Origin of the sequence: Pseudomonas sp. NFACC42-2 (assembly GCF_900116055.1) — a bacterium.
Lineage (GTDB): Bacteria > Pseudomonadota > Gammaproteobacteria > Pseudomonadales > Pseudomonadaceae > Aquipseudomonas > Aquipseudomonas marginalis.
Map to the genome: position 1 here is coordinate 151358 of NZ_FOZO01000007.1, position 21103 is coordinate 172460.

17 protein-coding genes are annotated in these 21103 nt (G+C 61.5%); 9 read left to right on the forward strand and 8 right to left on the reverse strand.

The window, feature by feature from the left end; translation table 11 throughout:
• Nucleotides 1-25: 25 nt before the first annotated feature.
• Nucleotides 26-772, forward strand: coding sequence for a precorrin-4 C(11)-methyltransferase (cobM, locus tag BM416_RS15725; RefSeq protein ID WP_092488655.1), 747 nt, complete (start codon nt 26-28; stop codon nt 770-772).
• Between the two features lie 376 nt (nt 773-1148).
• Here the strand turns inward: cobM and nfuA are convergent, their stop codons facing one another.
• A complete protein-coding gene (gene nfuA / locus BM416_RS15730) occupies nt 1149-1733 on the reverse strand; it encodes a Fe-S biogenesis protein NfuA (protein ID WP_027606479.1) in 585 nt (194 codons plus the stop codon).
• Between the two features lie 93 nt (nt 1734-1826).
• Entirely contained in the window at nt 1827-4118 is a 2292-nt protein-coding gene (locus BM416_RS15735) for a fatty acid cis/trans isomerase (RefSeq protein ID WP_092488656.1), read from the reverse strand.
• A gap of 165 nt (nt 4119-4283) precedes the next feature.
• Between BM416_RS15735 and metH the strand changes: the two genes are divergently transcribed.
• Nucleotides 4284-7994, forward strand: coding sequence for a methionine synthase (gene metH / locus BM416_RS15740; RefSeq protein WP_092488657.1), 3711 nt, complete (start codon nt 4284-4286; stop codon nt 7992-7994).
• A gap of 52 nt (nt 7995-8046) precedes the next feature.
• Nucleotides 8047-8265, forward strand: coding sequence for a DUF2970 domain-containing protein (locus BM416_RS15745; RefSeq protein WP_027606482.1), 219 nt, complete (start codon nt 8047-8049; stop codon nt 8263-8265).
• Here BM416_RS15745 and BM416_RS15750 read toward each other — a convergent pair.
• Nucleotides 8262-9329, reverse strand: coding sequence for an ABC transporter substrate-binding protein (locus tag BM416_RS15750; RefSeq protein WP_092488658.1), 1068 nt, complete (start codon nt 9327-9329; stop codon nt 8262-8264). The genes BM416_RS15745 and BM416_RS15750 overlap by 4 nt on opposite strands.
• 422 nt (nt 9330-9751) lie before the next feature.
• Here BM416_RS15750 and BM416_RS15755 point away from each other — a divergent pair, with 422 nt between their 5' ends.
• Together BM416_RS15755 and BM416_RS15760 are read left to right on the forward strand one after the other, a co-directional pair.
• Complete coding sequence (locus BM416_RS15755; RefSeq protein WP_092488659.1) at nt 9752-11410, forward strand: nitrite/sulfite reductase; 1659 nt, start codon at nt 9752-9754, stop codon at nt 11408-11410.
• Entirely contained in the window at nt 11394-11888 is a 495-nt protein-coding gene (locus BM416_RS15760) for a DUF934 domain-containing protein (protein ID WP_003235539.1), read from the forward strand. The genes BM416_RS15755 and BM416_RS15760 overlap by 17 nt, the downstream gene beginning before the upstream one ends.
• A gap of 40 nt (nt 11889-11928) precedes the next feature.
• On the opposite strand, the gene BM416_RS15765 is transcribed toward BM416_RS15760, so the two are convergent.
• Nucleotides 11929-12333: a MerR family transcriptional regulator gene (locus tag BM416_RS15765; protein ID WP_092488660.1), complete on the reverse strand. Its 405-nt coding sequence runs from the start codon at nt 12331-12333 to the stop codon at nt 11929-11931.
• A gap of 71 nt (nt 12334-12404) precedes the next feature.
• Here BM416_RS15765 and BM416_RS15770 point away from each other — a divergent pair, with 71 nt between their 5' ends.
• Together BM416_RS15770 and poxB are read left to right on the forward strand one after the other, a co-directional pair.
• Nucleotides 12405-13637: an NADH:flavin oxidoreductase/NADH oxidase family protein gene (locus tag BM416_RS15770; protein ID WP_092488661.1), complete on the forward strand. Its 1233-nt coding sequence runs from the start codon at nt 12405-12407 to the stop codon at nt 13635-13637.
• Nucleotides 13638-13714: 77 nt separating this feature from the next.
• Nucleotides 13715-15439: a ubiquinone-dependent pyruvate dehydrogenase gene (poxB, locus tag BM416_RS15775; RefSeq protein WP_092488662.1), complete on the forward strand. Its 1725-nt coding sequence runs from the start codon at nt 13715-13717 to the stop codon at nt 15437-15439.
• A gap of 273 nt (nt 15440-15712) precedes the next feature.
• Here the strand turns inward: poxB and BM416_RS15780 are convergent, their stop codons facing one another.
• A complete protein-coding gene (locus BM416_RS15780; RefSeq protein WP_092488663.1) occupies nt 15713-16270 on the reverse strand; it encodes an NADPH-dependent FMN reductase in 558 nt (185 codons plus the stop codon).
• Between the two features lie 226 nt (nt 16271-16496).
• Here BM416_RS15780 and BM416_RS15785 point away from each other — a divergent pair, with 226 nt between their 5' ends.
• On the forward strand, nt 16497-16733 hold the full coding sequence (locus BM416_RS15785; RefSeq protein WP_065927911.1) for a hypothetical protein: 237 nt from the start codon (nt 16497-16499) through the stop codon (nt 16731-16733).
• A 63-nt stretch (nt 16734-16796) separates the two neighbouring features.
• On the opposite strand, the gene BM416_RS15790 is transcribed toward BM416_RS15785, so the two are convergent.
• On the reverse strand, nt 16797-17141 hold the full coding sequence (locus BM416_RS15790; RefSeq protein WP_092488664.1) for a hypothetical protein: 345 nt from the start codon (nt 17139-17141) through the stop codon (nt 16797-16799).
• A 181-nt stretch (nt 17142-17322) separates the two neighbouring features.
• Between BM416_RS15790 and BM416_RS15795 the strand changes: the two genes are divergently transcribed.
• Nucleotides 17323-18216 (forward strand): LysR substrate-binding domain-containing protein, encoded by an 894-nt coding sequence (locus BM416_RS15795; protein ID WP_092488665.1) that lies wholly within the window; start codon nt 17323-17325, stop codon nt 18214-18216.
• On the opposite strand, the gene BM416_RS15800 is transcribed toward BM416_RS15795, so the two are convergent.
• Both BM416_RS15800 and BM416_RS15805 read right to left on the reverse strand, forming a co-directional pair.
• Nucleotides 18213-18794 (reverse strand): GNAT family N-acetyltransferase, encoded by a 582-nt coding sequence (locus BM416_RS15800; RefSeq protein ID WP_092488666.1) that lies wholly within the window; start codon nt 18792-18794, stop codon nt 18213-18215. The genes BM416_RS15795 and BM416_RS15800 overlap by 4 nt on opposite strands.
• Nucleotides 18795-18802: 8 nt before the next feature.
• Nucleotides 18803-21058 carry an Orn/Lys/Arg family decarboxylase gene (locus tag BM416_RS15805; protein WP_092488667.1) on the reverse strand — a complete coding sequence of 752 codons (2256 nt, stop codon included), beginning with the start codon at nt 21056-21058 and terminating at the stop codon, nt 18803-18805.
• Nucleotides 21059-21103: the final 45 nt, after the last annotated feature.

The window sequence follows — 21103 nt, forward strand, 5'->3', positions numbered from 1 at the left end:
GCCCGTTTTTCCACAGGAATTCTCCATGACCGTCTACTTCATCGGCGCCGGCCCCGGCGATCCGGAATTGATCACTGTCAAAGGCCAGCGCCTGATCCGCAGTTGCCCGGTGATCATCTATGCCGGCTCGCTGGTGCCGGCGGCGGTGCTGGAGGGTCATCAGGCGCAACAGGTGGTCAACAGCGCCGAACTGCACCTGGAACAGATTATCGAACTGATCAAGACCGCCCACGCTAATGGCCAAGACGTGGCACGGGTGCACTCCGGCGATCCGAGCCTGTATGGCGCGATTGGCGAGCAGATCCGTTATTTGCGTGAGTTGGGCATCCCCTTTCAGATCATTCCCGGCGTCACGGCGGTGGCCGCCTGCGCAGCCTTGCTGGAGACCGAACTGACCCTGCCGGACATCGCCCAAAGCGTGATCCTGACCCGCTACGCCGATAAAACCAGCATGCCGGCCGGCGAAGACTTCGACAGCCTGGCCCGCCATGGCACCACCATGGCGATTCACCTGGGGGTCAACCATCTCGGGAAGATCGTCGCCGAGCTGCTGCCGCACTATGGCGCAGACTGCCCGATTGCTGTGGTACACCGGGCGACATGGCCGGATCAGGATTGGGCCGTGGGCACCCTCAGCGATATTGCCGACAAAGTCGCCGCCAAGGGCTTTCGGCGTACGGCGTTGATTGTGGTAGGTCGGGTACTGGCGAGTGATAGCTTCAGTGAGTCGTCGCTGTATCGGGCGGGGCATGCGCACCTTTATCGACCTTGATGATTTACTTGAAAAAATCAAAGCAATAAATTGATTTAAATGACTAAATACAAAAAATGTGGGAGGGGCTTGCCCCCTCCCACATTTGACCTTCCTTGTCAGGGAGATAGAGTCAACATTCGAATTTGATTTCTTAATTCGCAAATCATCAACAACACGCTGATTTAACTGAATAAATGCAAAAAAATGTGGGAGGGGGCTTGCCCCCGATGGCGGTGTGTCAGCTTCCTCATGACACGACTGAGGCACCGCTATCGGGAGCAAGCCACCTCCCACACTTAATCCTACTTATTAGATAGATGGAATAACTGTTTGAATTTTAATAAAAAAACGACGCTCACGGGCGCCGTTTTTTTGTTCGCAGTGAACGCCTTACTCAGTAGTAGGCGTTTTCTTTCTGCGTGTGGTCTGTCACGTCACGGACGCCCTTGAGCTCCGGAATACGCTCGAGCAGGGTCCGCTCGATGCCCTCGCGCAGGGTCACGTCTGCCTGGCCGCAGCCCTGGCAGCCGCCGCCGAACTTCAATACGGCAATGCCGTCATCGACGACGTCGATCAGGCTGACCTGACCGCCGTGGCTCGCGAGCCCCGGGTTGATCTCGGTTTGCAGGTAGTAGTTGATGCGCTCGTTGACCGGGCTGTCGGCATTGACATTAGGCACCTTGGCGTTGGGCGCCTTGATGGTCAATTGGCCGCCCATGCGATCGGTGGCGTAGTCGACCACGGCATCGTCCAGGAAGGCTTCGCTGAAGTTGTCGATATACGCGGTGAAGCTTTTCAGCCCCAGGGCGGTGTCTTCAGGTTTCTCTTCACCGGGCTTGCAGTAGGCGATGCACGTCTCGGCGTACTGGGTGCCAGGCTGGGTGATAAAGACGCGGATGCCGATACCCGGGGTGTTCTGCTTGGACAGCAGGTCAGCCAGGTAATCGTGGGCGGCGTCGGTAATGGTTATGGCAGTCATGGAAACTCCTCACAGGCTTGCCGGCAGTTTACGCCAAAATATTACGCAGGTACAAAGTCCGAGTAATTTTGTCGGAAAAGACGCTCATCTCTGTCAGAGGTTTTCATAACGGTTCATATCCAGCACCCCTTCTTCCACCGGCGTCGTCTCGCGGATGTACTGGGACAAATCGTGGAAATACTGCCAGAACAGCGGGTGGCTGCGGCGCACGCCCCAGCGATCGACAATTTTCTCAAAGCGATTGGCGTCCTTGACCCGCTCCATTTCGGCCACGAATTCAGGCACTTCCTGGGCAGGGATGTTGAACATGAAGTTCGGGTAACTGCTGAGCACTCCAGGGTAAAGGGTCAGTGTGTCCAGGCCCGGCTGATAGCGGTAAGCCTCACCCAGCAGAAATGCCACGTTACTGTGAGCGCGATTGCGCAGCAGGCTGTAGACCACACGCTTGCCGCTGGCGGTTTCGACGCGCAGCATCGTCGCCTCGGGTAACTGGTCAATCACCTTGAGCCCCGCCGCCGGGCGTGAAGTCAGGCGGCTGAGCGCCTGTTCGGCGTCCTGCAGCGCCGGGTCGATACCGTCGCGCGAACAAAACGCGCCCCCGCAACGGTTGATCGGATCCGGGCTGGCATTCAGGTCACCGTAGCGGGCAAGCAACTGGTTGGCGAAGTCGCGCTTGGGGTCCTTTTTATCCAGGTGCAAGGCGGTAGGCGTGTCGTCGTCGATGGCTTCGTAATCCAGCCACAGCTTGATCTTGCCGCTGTTCTGGTACCAATCATCCATAAAGGCATCGCGGCTATCGGCCGGCATCAGGCGCAGGAAGTTCTGCTCGGCACCGTTGCGGATCAGGTCGAAGTACAGCCGGGTCTGGGCCTGGTGCGATACGTTGCCGAACACATCGAAATTGACCACCAGTTGGTAGTAGGTGCGTTCGAGCAACGGATAGTCGAACAACCACAGTGTCTGCGGGACTTCACCGATCAGGCCCTTATTGACCGAGGCGCTGTCGAAGTGGCGGAAGATGCTTAACAGGGCATTGTCGTTGCCGGCCCACAGGGTCGACCAACTGGGCGCCGGCAGCTCGGCATAGCTGTCTCGCCGCAGCGCTTCGTACTGGTTGCGCTTATCGCGGTATTCGAGCCACAGGCTGAGCACACTGCCCACATCGTCATTCTGCCCTGGCATCGCCAGCAACGGCGTGGCCTGGCCGCGATAGCGGGCATCGGTGATGTACAGGTCGTGGTCGGGCGCCTGGAACAACGCCCAGAAATTGTCGCGGATCACGTCCGTGGCAATTTGCCCGCGGCACACCGGCCCGCGAATAAACGTGCGCACAAAGTATTCGGCGTTATCCAGCATGAACTGATAACGCGCCTGGGCCGGAATCGCCTCGAAAGTCTCGAAAGGGTTGGCCCGCCGGCCAGGGCCGTAGCCGGGCAAGGCGCTGACCTGCCAGTCGCCGCTGTAGAACAGGGCTTTGACCCGCGCCATTTTTTCCGCGCTGAGGGGGTAGGTGATATGGGTCTTGTGGACGATCACCCCTTCCACGGGCCACAGGCGGTAGTACACACGGGTGCCGGGATCGTCATTGGGGCGGCGGGTATTGATCAGGTCAATCGGCTGGCCGCTGGGGGTACGCGAGCGCACCCACTGGAAGAAATGCCCAGGCTCACCGTCTTCGAAATACAGATGCGCAATGAACAGATGCTCGAACAACCAGCGGGCCACCAGGCTTTCCCGCGCGCCGGGGGCGTTGAGCAGGTTCTCCCATTGCAGCACCTGTGCGGCTTCCCGGGCGCTGGGGGCCGCGCCTTGCTGGTCAATCGGTGCACCAGAGGCCAGCCAGCGTTGCAGGGTCTGGTACTGCTGGTCACTCAGGCCGGTGACCGCCAACGGCATGCCCTCCTTGGGATGGGCACCGGCATAGGCGTTGAACTCGCCGGGTGTGGCGCACATGTTTTCGCGGTTCAGGCCCAATACGATCTCTTCGGGCAGCCTGGCATTGGGCTTCAGCGCTGCGGTATGCCCCAGCTCCAGCATGCGCGCCATCAACGCGGCCTGGCTGCCCTGGGCGTCGAGTACCGAATAAAAACCCTTCTGCTGCCACGCCTGCTTGCCGAAGGCGTCATAGAACAAGCGCGTGGTGGGTGTGGCCTGGCTGCGCTCGCCGTCGTAGACCGGCACTTTGGTCGCACCGCGCGCCGCACCCTCGGCACTGCCCAGGTTGAGCTGGCACGCGGAGTCATAGCACGCATGGCAGGCCACGCATTTCTCGGTGAAGATCGGCTGGATGTCGCGGGTATACGAGATCGCCGGAGCGGGACCTTCTGCCAGAGCGCTACTGGCTATCAATGCCAGGACGGCGCTGACGATAAGACGAAGTGACATGTATCCGGTCCCGATTCAATGCGTGCGGTTTAAAGTGGCGGTGATTCTACCGGGCCATGCACCCGCTCAACATGAGCGATATTCATGCAAAACCCCGGCATGCCGCAAATCCGCACAGGTTTGTTATGATCCACGCCCTCCGTAATGCCTGACCAGAGTAGTCCCATGTCCGATCGTAGCGCTCGTCTGCAAGCCCTTTACCACGCCCTCAAGGAACGCATCCTGATCCTCGACGGCGGCATGGGCACGATGATCCAGAGCTATAAACTGGAAGAACACGACTACCGCGGCAAACGCTTCGCCGACTGGCCGAGCGACGTCAAGGGCAACAACGACCTGCTGGTGCTCACCCGCCCGGACGTGATCGGCGGGATCGAGAAGGCCTACCTGGATGCCGGTGCCGACATCCTCGAAACCAACACCTTCAACGCCACCCGCATCTCCATGGCCGACTACGGCATGGAAGAACTGGCCTATGAACTGAACGTCGAAGGCGCACGCCTGGCGCGCAGGATCGCCGATGCCAAGACCGCCGAGAACCCGGCCAAGCCGCGTTTCGTCGCCGGCGTCCTCGGCCCGACCAGCCGCACCTGCTCGCTGTCGCCCGATGTGAACAACCCCGGCTACCGCAACGTCACCTTCGATGAACTGGTGGAGAACTACACCGAGGCCACCCAAGGCCTGATCGAAGGCGGCGCCGACCTGATCCTGATCGAGACCATCTTCGACACCCTCAACGCCAAGGCCGCGATCTTCGCCGTGCAGGGTGTGTTCGAAGCCCTCGGTATCGAATTGCCGATCATGATCTCCGGCACCATCACCGACGCCTCCGGCCGCACCCTGTCGGGCCAGACCACCGAAGCCTTCTGGAACTCGGTGGCCCACGCCAAGCCGATTTCCGTGGGTCTGAACTGCGCCCTCGGCGCCAGCGAGCTGCGCCCGTACCTGGAAGAGCTGTCCAACAAAGCCAATACCCATGTGTCCGCGCACCCCAACGCCGGGCTGCCCAATGAATTCGGCGAGTACGACGAACTGCCGTCGGAAACCGCCAAGGTCATCGAAGAATTCGCCCAGAGCGGCTTCCTCAATATCGTCGGCGGCTGCTGCGGCACCACCCCGGGCCATATCGAAGCCATCGCCAAGGCCGTGGCCGGCTACGCGCCGCGCACCATCCCGGACATCCCCAAGGCCTGTCGCCTGTCCGGCCTGGAGCCGTTCACCATTGATCGCAGCTCGTTGTTCGTCAACGTCGGCGAGCGCACCAACATCACCGGTTCTGCGCGTTTCGCCCGCCTGATCCGCGAGGACAACTACACCGAAGCCCTGGAAGTCGCCCTGCAACAGGTGGAAGCCGGCGCCCAGGTGATCGACATCAACATGGACGAGGGCATGCTCGATTCGAAGAAGGCCATGGTGACCTTCCTCAATCTGATTGCCGGCGAGCCGGACATCTCCCGCGTACCGATCATGATCGACTCCTCCAAGTGGGAAGTGATCGAAGCCGGCCTCAAGTGCATCCAGGGCAAGGGCATCGTCAACTCCATCAGCATGAAGGAAGGCGTCGAGCAGTTCATTCACCACGCCAAGCTGTGCAAGCGCTACGGCGCCGCCGTGGTGGTGATGGCCTTCGACGAGGCCGGCCAGGCCGACACCGAAGCGCGCAAGAAGGAAATCTGCAAGCGTTCCTACGACATTCTGGTGGATGAAGTCGGCTTCCCACCCGAAGACATCATCTTCGACCCGAACATCTTCGCGGTCGCCACCGGCATCGAAGAGCACAACAACTACGCCGTCGATTTCATCAACGCCTGCGCCTATATCCGCGACGAGCTGCCGTATGCGCTGACCTCCGGTGGCGTGTCCAACGTGTCGTTCTCGTTCCGCGGCAACAACCCGGTGCGTGAGGCGATCCACTCGGTGTTCCTGCTGTATGCGATCCGCAACGGCCTGACCATGGGTATCGTCAACGCCGGCCAGCTGGAGATCTATGACCAGATCCCGGCCGAGCTGCGCGATGCCGTGGAAGACGTGGTGCTCAACCGCACCCCGGAAGGCACCGACGCCCTCCTCGCCATCGCCGACAAGTACAAGGGCGACGGCAGCGTAAAAGAAGCCGAAACCGAAGAGTGGCGTGGCTGGCCGGTCAACAAGCGCCTGGAACACGCGCTGGTCAAGGGCATCACCACCCACATCGTCGAAGACACCGAAGAATCGCGGCTGTCGTTCGCCCGCCCTATCGAGGTGATCGAAGGCCCGCTGATGTCCGGCATGAACATCGTTGGCGACCTGTTCGGCGCCGGCAAGATGTTCCTGCCCCAGGTGGTGAAATCCGCCCGCGTGATGAAGCAGGCCGTGGCCCACTTGATCCCGTTCATCGAGCTGGAAAAAGGCGACAAGCCGGAAGCCAAGGGCAAGATCCTGATGGCCACGGTAAAGGGCGACGTGCATGACATCGGCAAGAACATCGTCGGCGTGGTACTCGGCTGCAACGGCTATGACATCGTCGACCTCGGCGTGATGGTGCCGGCGGAGAAGATCCTGCAGGTGGCCAAGGAGCAGAAGTGCGACATTATCGGGCTGTCCGGCCTGATCACGCCGTCCCTGGACGAGATGGTGCATGTGGCCCGCGAGATGCAGCGCCAGGACTTCCACCTGCCGCTGATGATCGGCGGTGCGACCACCTCCAAGGCGCACACGGCGGTGAAGATCGAGCCCAAGTACAGCAACGACGCGGTGATCTACGTCACCGACGCCTCCCGTGCGGTGGGCGTGGCCACGCAGCTGCTGTCCAAGGAATTGAAGGCCGGCTTCGTCGAGAAGACCCGCCTGGAATATATCGACGTGCGTGAGCGCACCTCCAACCGCAGTGCGCGCACCGAGCGCCTGAGCTATCCGGCGGCCATCGCCAAGAAGCCGCAGTTCGACTGGAGCACCTACACGCCGGTCAAGCCAACCTTCACCGGTTCCAGGGTGCTGGACAATATCGACCTCAACGTTTTGGCCGAGTACATCGACTGGACCCCGTTCTTTATCTCCTGGGACCTGGCCGGCAAGTTCCCGCGCATCCTGACCGATGAAGTGGTGGGTGAAGCCGCCACCGCGCTGTACGCCGACGCCCAGGAAATGCTCAGGAAGCTGATCGACGAAAAACTCATCAGCGCCCGCGCGGTATTCGGTTTCTGGCCGACCAACCAGGTGCAGGACGATGACCTGGAAGTCTACGGTGAAGACGGCCAGCCGATTGCCAAACTGCATCACCTGCGCCAGCAGATCATCAAGACCGACGGCAAGCCGAACTTCTCCCTGGCCGACTTCGTCGCGCCCAAGGACAGCGGCGTGACCGACTACATCGGTGGCTTCATCACCACCGCCGGCATCGGCGCCGAGGAAGTGGCCAAGGCCTACCAGGACGCGGGCGACGACTACAACTCGATCATGGTCAAGGCCCTGGCCGACCGCCTGGCCGAGGCCTGTGCCGAGTGGCTGCACCAGCAGGTGCGCAAGGAACACTGGGGCTACGCCAAGGACGAGCAACTGGACAACGAAGCGCTGATCAAGGAGCAGTACAGCGGTATCCGCCCTGCCCCCGGCTACCCGGCGTGCCCGGACCACACCGAGAAAGCCCAGTTGTTCCAACTGCTCGACCCCGAGGCCCGCGAAATGCACGCTGGGCGCAGCGGCGTGTTCCTCACCGAGCACTACGCGATGTTCCCGGCGGCGGCGGTCAGCGGCTGGTACTTCGCCCACCCGCAGGCGCAGTACTTTGCCGTGGGCAAGGTCGACAAAGACCAGGTGACCAGCTACACCGCGCGCAAGGGCCAGGACCTGGCCGTGACCGAGCGCTGGCTGGCGCCGAACCTGGGATACGACAACTAAGCCGGCCTGGATTGTCTATGCTGTCCCTCACACACCTTGTGTCGAGGGATGTATGGACGATCCAGTCAACAACAAGCCGCCGACCTTCTGGCAGATGCTCCACAGCGTCATGGCCGCCGCCTTTGGCGTGCAGAGCGGCAAGAATCGCGCGCGCGACTTCACCCACGGCAAGCCCAGCCACTTCGTGATCCTGGGCATTCTGTTCACAGCAGTATTCGCCTTGACGCTGTTCGGCATCGTCAAGCTGGTGCTGCACCTCGCCGGCGTCTAGCGCAGCAGTAGGTGCAGGCTGAACGGGTAACGATAGGACACGGGCTTGTCCTGGGCGGACAACGCGCGGAAATCCACCGAGGGTGTCGGCCCCAGCAAGCGCCGCGCCTGGCCGGCATCGATCAATTGGAATAGCGCCAACTGCCGGTCGCGTCCGCCATAGGCGCCAATGTCCAGGCCCTTGGCATCGTCATGGACCAACACCATGGCCCAGCCGCCCACGGTGAAATGCCCGGCGACCAGGGACGACAAGCGTCCATCCAGGCGCGCCTGCAGGATCTCCGGCGAGCTGTTGAGCGCGCTGAACAGCACGTCCCTGCCCGGTAACCGCCCACTGCCCTGCAGCGCCTGCATGGCGCCCAGCGCCATCTGATCGTTGGCCGACCACACCAGCGCCGTCTGCGGGTAGCGCTTGAACAGTTGCGTCGCTTGTTCGAAGGCGCGTTCGCGGTTCCATTCGCCGTAGACCAACTGACGCAGGCGCACCTCGGGATGCTCGGCCAGCGCCCGACGCATGCCGCGCTCACGCAATTGCGCCCCCGGGGTGGACTTGGTCCCGGAAAACGCCAACAGGTCGAGGGGCGCGCCCGGCGCAACCGGACCGTGCTGGCGCAACAGATCACGGAGCATCAGGTAGCCAGCCTGTTCATCGTCAGCCACCAGGCTGCCGATCAAACGGATGCCACGGCGGGTTCCCAGCAATTGCGCCTGATCGGATGTCAGCGCGCTGTTCACCAGCAGCAGCTTGACGCCACTGCCCTCGGCCATGCGCAGGATCTGCGGTGCAACGTACTGCTCATTCACCAGCACCAGGTAATCGGGCCGCTGGCTGCCTTGCAGCACCTCACGCGCCTGAGCCAGCGTGTTGCCGGCATCACGCTCGCCATAACGCACGCGCAAGTCCAGGCCGAGGTCCTTGGCGGCGGCCTGCATGAATTGCGCGTAGCTGACCCAGAAGGTTTCCGTCGCCATGCCCGGGTTGAGAAACACCACCGACGTTGCATGAGCCATCGCCCCACACGTCGATCCCAGCAACCAGACACACGTAATCAACACCTTCAACATGGATGCTTGAGCCTCGAAAATAGGCCGCCATGATAGTGGCAATGCCTGAACCAATCGAGGCTCAATCAACGTCCTTTATTGGTGGCTGACCCAGAAAACGGCCGTTCCCACCACCAGAATGATCAAAAACAGAATGGCCCAGGCATCAACGGTACTGTCAGGTTTACGGGCTTTGGTCGGATTGCTCATTGCATCGCCTCTTGTCGGTTTTATAGGTGATTGCACTCAAACACGATCACAGTAAAGTTCACGATTGCCCGCATGACAAATGTGGGTATCGCAATAACCTTTCTCATTAGTCATTTTGGTTATGTGCATATACTCAAACATCACTTTTGCGCATAAACGCAAACTGGTATCGTGCGCCGGCTCCGTTGGGAGTGCGCGGCCGTGCGCGCAGATTTGCCGAGAACAGGACCTATATGTACGTATACGACGAATACGATCAGCGCATCATCGAGGACCGCGTCAAGCAGTTCCGTGATCAGACCCGACGCTACCTAGCAGGTGAACTGAGCGAAGAAGAGTTCCGCCCTCTGCGCCTGCAAAATGGCCTTTATGTCCAGCGCTTTGCGCCGATGCTGCGGGTGGCCGTGCCTTATGGCCAACTGACTTCGCGCCAGACCCGCATGATGGCCAGGATTGCCCGCGACTTCGACAAAGGCTATGCCCACATCAGTACCCGCCAGAACGTGCAGTTCAACTGGCCGGCCCTGGAAGATGTGCCAGATATCCTGGCTGAACTGGCCACCGTGCAGATGCACGCCATTCAGACCAGCGGTAACTGCCTGCGCAACGTGACCACCGACCAATTCGCCGGGGTTGCCGCCGACGAGCTGATCGACCCACGCCCGTGGTGTGAAATCGTCCGTCAATGGACCACCTTCCACCCGGAATTCGCCTACCTGCCGCGCAAGTTCAAGATCGCCATCAATGGCTCGACCTCGGACCGTGCCGCCATCGAAGTACACGATATCGGCCTGGAGCCGGTGTACAACGCGGCCGGCGAGCTGGGTTTCCGTGTCCTGGTGGGTGGCGGCCTGGGCCGTACCCCGGTGGTCGGTGCGTTCATCAACGAGTTCCTGCCGTGGCAGGACCTGCTGAGCTACCTCGACGCCATCCTGCGGGTCTACAACCGCTACGGCCGTCGTGACAACAAATACAAGGCGCGGATCAAGATCCTCGTCAAGGCGCTGACCCCTGAGGTGTTCGCCCAGAAAGTCGAAGCCGAGATGGAGCACCTGCGCGGCGGCCAGACCACCCTGACCGAAGCCGAAGTGCACCGTGTGGCCAAGCACTTCGTCGATCCTGAGTACAAGGCCCTGGGCAACCAGGATGCCGAGCTCGCAGCGCTCGACCAGCAGCACCCGGGCTTCGCCCGCTGGCGCACCCGCAACACCCTGGCGCACAAAAAGCCGGGCTATGTGGCGGTAACCCTGTCGCTGAAACCGACCGGTGTGGCACCGGGCGACATCACCGACAAGCAGCTGGACGCCGTCGCCGACCTGGCCGAGCGCTACAGCTTCGGCCAGCTGCGCACCTCCCACGAGCAGAACATCATCCTCGCGGACGTTGAGCAGAGCCAACTGTTCACCCTGTGGGGCGAACTGCGCGAAGGCGGTTTCGCCACGCCGAACATCGGCCTGTTGACCGACATCATCTGCTGCCCGGGCGGCGACTTCTGCTCCCTGGCCAACGCCAAGTCGATCCCGATCGCCGAATCGATCCAGCGCCGTTTCGACGACCTGGACTACCTGTTCGACATCGGCGAGCTGGACCTGAACATCTCCGGTTGCATGAACGCCTGTGGTCACCACCACGTCGGCCATATCGGCATCCTGGGCGTGGACAAGAAAGGCGAAGAATTCTACCAAGTGTCCCTGGGTGGCAGCGCCAGCCGCGATGCGAGCCTGGGCAAGATCCTCGGCCCGTCCTTCGCCCAGGAAGCCATGCCCGAGGTGATCGGCAAGCTGATCGACGTGTACATCGAACAGCGCACCGAAGATGAGCGTTTCATCGACACCTACCAGCGCATCGGCATTGACCTGTTCAAGGAGCGCGTCTATGCAGCGAATCATTAAGAACAACGAAGTCCTCGACGAAACCTGGCACCTGCTGCCCAAGGATGCGAGCTTCGACGGCATTTCCAACTGCGACGACCTGATCGTGCCGCTGGCGCTGTGGCGCGAACATGGCCACGCCCTCAAGGCTCGCGACGGCGGCCTGGGTGTGTGGCTGGACGCCGATGAAGAAGCCGAAGAGATCGGCGCTGACGTGGAGCACTTCCAGGTCATCGCCCTGAACTTCCCGGCCTTCACCGACGGGCGCAACTATTCCAACGCACGCCTGCTGCGTGACCGCTACGGTTACAAAGGCGAGCTGCGGGCCATTGGCGACGTGTTGCGCGACCAGCTGTTCTACCTGCGCCGTTGCGGGTTCGATGCCTTCGCCTTGCGCGCCGACAAAGACCCGTACGAAGCGCTGGAAAGCCTCAAGGACTTCTCGGTGACGTACCAGGCCGCTACGGATGAGCCGCTGCCGCTGTTCCGTCGTCGCTGAGTCTGCACAAATGAAAAAGCCCTGGCATGCCAGGGCTTTTTTATGAGTTGAGTTTGATCGACGCCAGCACCTGCTTCTGCCCCATCGAACACGGCACACCTTCCGGTTGCGCGCGTACCGCGTCGATCACCCCGACTAACTGCGCCTTGCTGTGCGCCAGTTGCGCCTGCATCGCTTCAATCTGCTCGACCTTGCGCTCGAGCGCCTCGATCAGCTCGTCGCGCTTGTGCTCGCCGGGGGCCGGCATCAGCGCCTTGAGTTCCTGCAAGGTGAAACCGGCCTGCTGCGCGCTCTGAATCAAGCGCAGCGTCTGCAAGGCCTCCGGTGCATAGCGGCGATAGCCATTGGCCTGGCGCCCCACCTGACTGATCAGCCCTTCGGCTTCATAGAAACGGATACGCGACGCGGCCAGCCCGCTCTGTTTTGCCAGCTCTCCAATATTCATCAAAACGCCCGCTTGACATTAAAGTTAACTTTAAGCTTAGCCTGAGGCCTCCCCTGCTCAGGAGTCAACCCATGTCACCCTTTGAACCCTTGCAACTGCCCAATGGCCAGGTCCTCGCCAACCGCATCGCCAAGGCGGCGATGGAAGAGAATATGGCAGACGCCGATCAAGCCCCTTCCCGTGAACTGAAGCAGCTGTACACCGCCTGGGCCAACGGCGAGCCCGGCCTGCTGCTGACCGGCAATGTAATGATCGACCGCCGCGCCATGACCGGCCCCGGCGGCGTTGCCCTCGAAGACGAACAGCACCTGGACAGCTTTCGCGAGTGGGCCGCCGTGGCCCGCGACAAGGGCGTGCACTTTTGGGTACAGCTCAGCCATCCGGGGCGCCAGACCATGGCCAACCTCGGCCAGCAGGCCCTGGCGCCCTCCGCGATTGCATTGGACCTCGGCAGCTTTTCGAAGATGTTCGCCAAGCCCAGGGCCATGACCGAAGACGACATTCAAGACGTGATCAAACGCTTCGCCACCAGCGCACGCCTGGCCGAGAAAGCCGGGTTCACCGGGGTGCAGATCCACGGCGCGCACGGCTACCTGCTCAGCCAGTTTCTCTCCCCACTCAGCAACCAACGCACTGACCGCTGGGGCGGCCCCCTGGAAAACCGCGCACGCCTGCTGCTGGAAGTGATCCACGCCGTGCGTGCCAGCGTCAGTCCTTCATTCTGTGTGGCGGTCAAACTCAATTCGGCCGACTTCCAGCGCGGCGGCTTCGACGCCAACGACGCGCGCGCCGTGGTCGAGCTACTCAACCCGCTGCCCATCGACCTGCTGGAATTATCCGGTGGCAGCTACGAAGCCCCGGCCATGCAAGGCGAAGCGCGGGACGGCCGCACCCTGGCCCGCGAAGCGTATTTCCTGGAGTTCGCCAAGGAACTGGCGACCATCGCCAAGATGCCGCTGATGGTCACCGGCGGCATTCGCCGTCTGCCCATCGTGCAACAAGTGCTGGACAGCGGCATCGCCATGGCCGGCATCGCTACCGCCCTGACCCTGGAACCGCAACTGATCAAGCACTGGCACGAGGGTCGCGACCTCAACCCGCAACTCAAGCCGATCAGTTGGAAGCGCAAACCCTTGGCCGCCCTCGCCACCCTGGCCGTGGTGCGGGACCAGATGCGCCGCCTGAGTCGCGGTCGCCTGCCTAAACCCAATGTCGTGCCATGGCTGGCACTGGCGTGTGACCAATGGTTTATCGCTCGGCGCACCCGGCAATACCGCGCGGCCATGACGCAATCTTCACATTAAAAGCGGAGCATTCGCCGTGATCGAACTGTCCCCTATTGATCAGCAGCTTTTAACCTCACTGACGATTGGAGTTCTTCATGGCGAAAATCAACCTGGCCCAGCAATTGGCGACCACCCTTGAACAGGCGGGCATCAAGCGCATCTGGGGCCTGACCGGCGACAGCCTCAACGGTCTCACCGACGCCCTGCGCACCATGGACAGCATCGAGTGGATGCACGTGCGCCACGAAGAAGTCGCCGCCTTCGCCGCCGGTGCCGAAGCGGCGGCCACGGGTGAACTGACGGTGTGCGCCGGCAGTTGCGGGCCGGGCAACCTGCACTTGATCAATGGCCTGTTCGATTGCCATCGCAACCATGTGCCGGTGCTGGCGATCGCAGCACAAATCCCCTCCTCCGAGATCGGCCTGAATTACTTCCAGGAGACCCATCCCCAGGAACTGTTCAAGGAGTGCAGCCACTTTATCGAGCTGGTCACCAACCCCGAGCAGATGCCGCACGTGCTGCACCGTGCCATGCGTTCGGCGATCCTCAACCGCGGCGTGGCGGTGGTGGTGATTCCGGGGGACGTATCGTTGCTGGAAGTCGAAGACAAGCTCAAGCCCTGGCCGGCCCTGCACGCACCGCGCACCCTGCCGGCGGAACAGGACCTGCTGCGCCTGACCGAGATACTTGAAAGCAGCGAGAAAGTCACCCTGCTGTGCGGCAGTGGCTGCGCCGGTGCCCACGATCAAGTGGTGGCCCTGGCCGACACGCTGGGGGCTCCGGTGGTGCACGCCCTGCGCGGCAAGGAGCATGTGGAATGGGACAACCCGTTCGACGTGGGCATGACCGGCCTGATCGGCTTCAGCTCGGGCTACCACGCCATGCTCGACTGCGACACGCTGATCATGCTCGGCACTGACTTTCCGTACCGCCAGTTCTACCCCACCGATGCCAAAATCATCCAGGTCGACCGCAACCCGCAGGCCCTGGGCCGTCGCGCCACGCTGGACCTGGGCATCGCTGCCGATGTGAGCGAGACCCTCGACGCGCTGCTGCCGCGCCTGACCCGCAAGAGCGACCGCAACTTCCTCGAGACCTCGCTGAAGCACTACGAAAAAGCCCGCCAAGGCCTGGACGACCTGGCGCAACCGTCAAAGGCCAACCGGCCGATCCACCCGCAGCACGTGGCGCGTTTGCTCAGCGAACTGGCGGACGACGATGCAATCTTCACCGCCGACGTGGGCTCGCCGACCGTGTGGGCCGCGCGCTACCTGAAAATGAATGGCAAGCGCCGCCTGATCGGCTCGTTCAACCACGGCTCCATGGCCAATGCCATGCCCCAGGCGATCGGTGCGCAGGCGGCCTTCCCTGGGCGCCAGGTGATCTCGATGTCCGGCGACGGCGGGTTTGCCATGCTGATGGGGGATTTCATTTCACTGGCGCAGTTGAACCTGCCCGTCAAAGTCATCGTGTTCGATAACTCGTCCCTGGGCTTTGTCGCCATGGAAATGAAGGCTGCGGGCTACCTGGATGCCGGCACCGAGCTGAAAAACCCGGACTTCGCCGCCATGTCCAACGCCATGGGCATCCTCGGCATTCGCGTGGAGCAATCCGAAGACCTGGAACCGGCCCTGCGCCGCGCCCTGGCCCATGATGGCCCGGTGCTGGTGGATGTGGTGACGGCCACCCAGGAACTGGTGATGCCGCCGAGCATCAAGCTGGAACAGGCCAAGGGCTTCAGCCTGTACATGCTCAAGGCGGTGATGAGTGGGCGTGGAGATGAAGTGATCGAGTTGGCGCGGACTAACTGGTTGCGCTGATCCAACACTGAGGGAGGGGGCTTGCCCTAACGCCGATCAGTTAAGAGATAGAACGGGCAAACAGTAACCTGTAGTGAGCGGGCTTGCCCCGCGCTGGGCTGCGCAGCAGCCCTAAAACACAGCCCCGGACCTGCCTGGCACACTGCAGCGCTCTTATGGGGGCTGCTGCGCAGCCCAGCGCGGGGCAAGCCCGCTCACCACAGTTACAGTGTTCATCCTTAACTGACTGGCATTAGGGCTTGCCCTCTCCCTCAGTGGACAATGGGCGCCGATTCAAGCTGTCTGTTTTTCTACCCATTTGCCGTAGGCATCAATAAATGCCTGCAGGAACGGCCTGGTCTTTTCCGACACCTTGCCGGCGTCATCGAACACGCTGCCCGCTCCGCCCAGGTAGGCTTCCGGCTGCTGCATGCATGGCACATCGAGGAACACCAGGGACTGGCGCAGATGGTGGTTGGCGCCAAAACCGCCAACGGCGCCCGGCGATACGCTGATGATCGCCCCGGGCTTGCCGCTCCAGGCGCTTTGGCCATAAGGGCGGGAGCCGACGTCAATCGCATTCTTCAATGGCGCGGGTACGGAGCGGTTGTACTCCGGCGTCACAAACAACACCGCGTCGGATGAACGTACCTGCTGACGGAAAGTACTGTAGGCTGCGGGCGGTGATGCCCCGTCGATGTCCTCGTTGTAGAGCGGCAAATCGCCAATTTCCACAATGTTCAACTTCAGGTTGGCGGGGGCCAGTTCGGCCAGTGCCAGGGCGACCTTGCGGTTGATCGAGTCTTTTCTCAGGCTGCCAACCAGGACGGCAATCGTGTAGACCTTGCTCATTGGGTTTCTCGACGTCTGACTAAGGGAGCTTGTAGTTATAAAGGCTTCGCAGTGCGTTCACCAGAAGGTTTTGATAATCCTCCAGACGTTGGGCCCGCGATTTGATGTGTAGGAACAGTCTGAAAATGTCAGCGGATAGTATTTTTTTTCAATAGGTAAACTCCCTCTCTTTATGACGGTCTACAGCACCGCGAATTGAGTGTTTATCTCCAGAGGTTCTAAACAGATGGCAGCAGTACTAGTCGGACAGTTTCATGCCAGAGACGCAGAGGGACGCGTGTATTCGGTGCATGAGTTCCAGGAATCCAACCCGGCGCAAGGCGACCTGGCTGGCTCGGCACCCACCACCACCTACAAGCTGGCCATTGGCGACCGGGTAGAAAAACTCGAAGGCGATGAGTTCAAGCTGATCCAGTCGGGGACCATTATCGTCCGCGAATCGCAAACCGTACTCGCCTCATAAGCTTGATCGCCCAGGCGTACCTGCTCAGTCCCGGCCATTGACGGCATCGACTGGGCCGGGCGGTCACGGGCTGCGAATTTCTGTTACTTCAAGCCCCGACTCACCGTCCATTTGCTTGAGCGTCACCATCAACCGGCCCCGCTCGCCTTCCACCGCGTACATCACCCGCCTGTAGCCCGGCGAGTTGTACCCCGGATACGCCACCACCTGCTTGACCTGTGTCATGCCCAGCACCGTGCCGACCTGCGCGGCGACTTGCTCCTGGGCACGGATAAATGCCTCAAGCGTGAGGTTTTCCGGGGCAGATTCTTCGTGATTGCTGAAGAGATAAGCAGCCACGCACCCTACGGTCACCAGGACCAGCAGTTGCTTGACCGTTACCCCTAGAACTGTCGAGGGCAGAGGCATATGAGACCAGACCTGTTTTTGTTGTATGTGCCGGTAATCGGCATTGGTCGTTGATGATCAGACTCGCCATTCTAGTGAGGTCCTGGCTGAACGCCAGCGATGTACACGACCCACACCGTCTTTTTTGCGCACGACGGCATGCACCATTGAATCCCCACCGCGCTGCACATAGACTCCGGCCATGCGTTTACGTCATCTCGAAGTGATTCAGGCCATCCTGCAGACCGGACACCTCGGCACCGCCGCCGAATGGTTGCAACTTCCCGTGGGCGATGTAGACGCGGCACTCAAGGAGGCCGAGCAGCAATTGGGCTTCATGCTGTTTGCCAGTGTGCGCGGGCGTTTGCAGGCGACACGGGAAACCCTGGAGTTGCAGGCAGAAATAGCCCATGTGTACGAAGCCCTGGAACCGGTGCAACGCTTGGCCAGCCGCTTGAAACACCATCACGCCCCCACCCTGCGCGCCTTGTGCACGCCGCCCCTGGCCAATCAACTGCTGCCCCAGAGCATCGCGCTGCTGCGCCGACGCTTCCAGGACACGCCGTGCAACCTGTCGAGCCAGCCAACCCGGGGAATCGTGCGCAGCCTGTTGCTGCACGAGGCCGAGGTGGGCCTGAGCCTGCATGACCCGGAACACCCGCAAATCCACAGCACGGTGCTGGCCCAAGGCAAATTGCAATTGCTGGCGCCCCACGGCTGGCTCAAGCCCAAGCAGAAGTACATTGCGCTGCAGGACCTGGCCGGGCAAGCGATGATCGGGCTCGAAGGACACGACCCGCTCAGCCGCCTGCTGGACGCCAAGCTGCAAGCCTTGCGCCCGCTGCCGGTGGTGCAGACGCGGGTGCAGACCTACCAGATGATGCGCAGCATGGTGGAAGCCGGAGAAGGCCTGGCGATTGTCGACCCGTTCACCGCCTTTGGCGCACGCGAGGCGGGCCTGGATACATGCCCGGTGTCGCCGCCGATCCTGGTCAGCCTGTATGCGCTGACACTCAAGGATGGCGTGACCTCGCCTGCGCTGAATGCGTTGCTGGAGATCGTCACGCAAAAGGCCCAGGGCCTGCTGGAAAGTTAACGCCGCTCGGCGTCGGTCTTGAACAACCGATACCAGAAAATCGCCACTTCACGGGTTTGGGGGTCGATGCCGCGATAGCGCAGGTGGTCGATCCCGCCCATCACGTAGCCGCAACGCTCATACAGTCGGCAGGCGCCCAGGTTGTTGTTCTGGGTTTCCAGCATCATGCCCGGCAGGTTTTTCTTGCGGCTCCAGAACTGCGCCACATCCAGCAGCGCCTTGGCCACCCCGTGCCGACGGGCAGGCAAGGCCACCGCCAGTTCGTCAACGTGGGCAAAGCCGTTCCAATTGGTGCTGACCACGATATGCCCGACCGCACGATCATCCAGGTAGGCCATGAAGATCGCACTGTCCGGCGCATCGCGGAAACTGGCGAACTCTTCCGGGTCGATGCCATAGCACTTGCGGTACGGCACGATGCGCTCCACGGGCCATTGATCGACCCGCCTGCCCATCTCCGGCACGCCATAGGCGTTGACCTCAAAGCTGAAATCATTGCCCCACACGTAGGCATCAAAGCCTTCGTCGGCGACCCGCACACTGAGCCCTGGATACTTCGGGTTCATTACAGCTTGCATAAACATCCTTAACCCTTGATGCAATCGACGGTGTAACAACGACCACTGCCGTCATCTTCGTGTTGTAACCCGTGAACATCGGCAACAAAACCGGGAAAACTGCTATCGAACGTCCGGGCAAACGCCAGGTAGTCAATGATCGACCGGGTCGACTCGGTAAAGCGCTCGCCCGGCATGATCAACGGAATGCCCGGCGGATAAGGCACCAGCATCACGGCTGCAATGCGTCCTGGCAAGGCATCAATGGAGACGGCCTCCACTTCGCCCCTTACCAACTGGTCATAGGCGTCGGCCGGTTTCATCGCGATGTCCGGCAACACCGTGTACATGCGCTTGAGGTGTTTGGCGGTGGCGTTGTTGCGGTAGCAGCTGTGCAATTGGTCGCACAAGTCGCGCAAACCCAAGCCTTGATAACGCGCCGGGCCCTGGGCAAACACCGATGGCAAACAACTGGCGAGGCTGACATTCGCGTCGTAACTGCGCTTGAACTCGAGCAACTCGGTGAGCAAGGTACTCCATTTGCCCTTGGTAATGCCCATGGAAAACAACACGAGGAACGAATACAGCCCGGTCTTTTCCACCACCAGCCCACGCTCCCAGAGGAATTTGCTGACCACCGCGGCGGGAATCCCGCAATCGCTCAAGGCGCCGCCGGCGGTGAGGCCGGGCATGACCAGGGTCACTTTGATCGGGTCCAGCAGCACGTAGTCTTCGGCCACGTCACCAAAGCCGTGCCAGTCATCCTGCGGCTGCAACAGCCAATCCGCGGTGGCGACGCGGTCGATGCCCGCCACCGACGGCGGCTGCCAGATGGAGAACCACCAATCTTCGGCGGCAATATGCTGGCGCAGGTTGGCCAGGGCGCGGCGAAAACTCAGGGCCTCGTCGAACATTTCCTGCAACAGCGAGCGCCCGGCCGGGCCTTCCATCATCGCCGAGGCGACGTCCAGGGAGGCGATGATGCTGTACTGCGGCGACGTGGAGATGTGCATCATGAAGGCTTCATTGAAACGGTCGCGGTCCAGTTGGCGCGCGCCGCCGTCCTGCACATGAATCATCGAGGCCTGGCTGAACGCCGCCAGCAGCTTGTGGGTGGAGTGGGTGGTGAACACCAGCGGGCTGTCCGGGGTACGCGAGGTGCCCATGCCGTAGCGCCCGGCAAAGAACTCGTGGAACGCCGCGTAGGCGTACCAGGCTTCATCGAAGTGCAGCACCTCGACACTGTTGCCCAATTGCTGCTTGATCAGCTCGGCGTTGTAGCACAGCCCGTCGTAGGTGGAGTTGGTGACCACGGCCAGCTTCACCTTGGGGGGCCGGCCGCGGGTCAAGGGGCTGGCGTCGATCTTGGCGCGGATCGATTCCGGGCTGAACTCGCTCAGGGGAATCGGACCGATGATGCCCAGTTCGTTGCGCTCCGGGCACAGGTACAGCGGGATGGCACCGGTCATGATGATGGAATGCAACACCGACTTGTGGCAGTTGCGGTCCACCAGCACCAGGTCATCGCGCCCGACCATGGAGTGCCAGACGATCTTGTTGGCGGTGGACGTGCCGTTGATCACGAAAAAGGTATGGTCGGCGCCGAAGTTGCGCGCAGCGCGGGCTTCGGCTTCGGCCAGGGGCCCGGTGTGATCGAGCAGCGAGCCCAGTTCGGGCACCGAGACCGACAAGTCAGAGCGCAGGGTGTTTTCCCCGAAGAACTGATGAAACGCCTGCCCCACCGGACTTTTGCGATAGGCCACGCCACCGCCGTGTCCGGGGGTGTGCCAGGAATAGTTGGAGTCTGCCGTATGTTGCACGAGGGCCTTGAAGAATGGCGGCAGCAGGCCATCCAGATAAGTGCGGGCAGCACGGGCCACTTGGCGGGCGAGAAACGGCACGGTGTCTTCGAACAGGTAGAGAATGCCACGCAGTTGGTTGAGTTCACTCATGGCATCGGCCGGGGCGTTTTCCAGGGTGACCTGCTCGCCCAGGGCAAAGATCGGCAGGTTCGGCGCCCGCAGGCGAGCCAGGCGGATCAGCTCGACCATATTTTGCAGCAGGTGGGTATTCTCACCGGCGCCTTCGGCCGCGATCAGCATGCACGCCAGGCCGTGATGGGTCGACGCCACCAGCCGGCCTTCGGCGTAGTCCACGGCGGAAAAGATACTGAAGCCCTCTTGTTCCAACTCCCGGGCGATGCCCCGAACCCGGTCGCCGGCAACGGTGTCGGCCTTGATGTCGCGGTGCACGATAAGCACGGGGAACTTCAGGTCTTTGTACATGAGGGCTTGTAGTCCTGAGGGCTATGCACTCAAGGGTAGAAGCTC